Source organism: Pseudomonas sp. S4_EA_1b (assembly GCF_016307435.1).
GTDB lineage: Bacteria > Pseudomonadota > Gammaproteobacteria > Pseudomonadales > Pseudomonadaceae > Aquipseudomonas > Aquipseudomonas rhodesiae.
In genome coordinates, this window is record NZ_JAEILC010000201.1 from 1 (window position 1) to 1,312 (window position 1,312).

1 protein-coding gene and 1 other annotated feature are annotated in these 1,312 nt (G+C 61.1%); the gene reads right to left on the reverse strand.

Features of this window, described 5'->3' with window-relative positions; genetic code table 11:
* Positions 1-39: 39 nt before the first annotated feature.
* Positions 40-1,262 (reverse strand): IS3 family transposase gene (locus YA0848_RS35525; RefSeq protein ID WP_198731585.1). Its coding sequence is split into 2 segments (ribosomal slippage): positions 40-977 and positions 977-1,262, totalling 1,224 coding nucleotides; the frame shifts between segments, so codons are not numbered across the junction.
* Positions 868-984, reverse strand: a sequence feature (AL1L pseudoknot). It overlaps the preceding gene by 117 nt.
* Positions 1,263-1,312: the final 50 nt, after the last annotated feature.

Genomic DNA, 1,312 nt, shown 5'->3' on the forward strand with positions numbered 1-1,312 from the left:
TGAATCGCCCCGGCTTTTGTGGAGGCCGTTTCGTTTAAGTCAGGCCGCCATGGCCTGACCTGCTTGTTGCTGGTAGAAGTTTGCCTCAGCTTCCGCAGGCGGGATATAGCCGATTGAACTCAGCAACCGCTGGTGGTTGTACCAGTGCACCCATTTCAAAGTCGCCATCTCAACAGCTTCGCGGCTCTTCCATGATTGACGGTAAATCAGCTCGGCCTTGTACAGCCCGTTGATTGTTTCGGCCAAGGCGTTGTCGTAGCTATCGCCCTTGCTGCCAACTGAGGGCTCAATGCCGGCCTCTGCCAGTCGCTCGGTGTAGCGGATCGAGACGTACTGGCTGCCACGGTCGCTGTGGTGGATCAGGCCACCCGTGCGATGTGGCTGACGGGCATACAGGGCTTGCTCCAGGGCATCCAGCACGAAGTCGGTCTTCATGCTGGTACTGACTCGCCAGCCGACGATCCGCCGCGCAAACACGTCAATCACGAAGGCCACATACAGCCAGCCCTGCCAGGTCGACACATACGTGAAGTCCGACACCCACAGCTGATTTGGGCGGTCGGCATGGAACTGGCGCTGCACGCGATCCAGCGGGCAAAGGGCCTTGTCGCCGGCCACCGTTGTCCGCACGATCTGGCCGCGCCTGATGCCCTGCAATCCGGCCCGACGCATTAAGCGCTCCACCGTGCATCTGGCTACCTTGATGCCTTCTCGCCGCAGCTGCTTCCAGACCTTCACCGCGCCATAGCACTGCATGTTGGCATCCCACACTCGCTGGATCTCCGGGATCAATGTGTCGTCGCGCCGTGCACGGCAGGAGCGCAGTGCCGGGTTACGAAGTTGGGCCGCATGCCTGCGGTAACCGGACGGGGCGATCTGCAAGACGCGGCAGATCGACTCGACCCCGAGACGGTCACGATGCTGATCGACAAATGCCCTCAGGACTTGGTGCGGCGGTCGAGCTCCGCCTGGGCAAAATACGCACTGGCCAGGCGCAGGATCTCATTGGCTTTGCGCAGCTCGCGGTTCTCGCGCTCCAGAGCCTTAATGCGTTCACGCTCTTCGCTGGTTGGCCCAGGGCGTTGGCCGGCGTCGGTCTGATGGCGACGAATCCAGCCATGCAGGGTTTGCGCTGCACAGCCGATCTTCGGGGCAATGGCCTCAATGGTGGCCCACTCGGAGGGGTAGTCGTTCAGGTGCTCCAGAACCATGCGCACGGCACGTTCACGGATTTCAGGGGAGTAGGTCGTAGTCTTTCTCATGGTCTCATCTTCTCAAGAGTTGAGGCCTCCACGAAACCCGGGGCGATTCA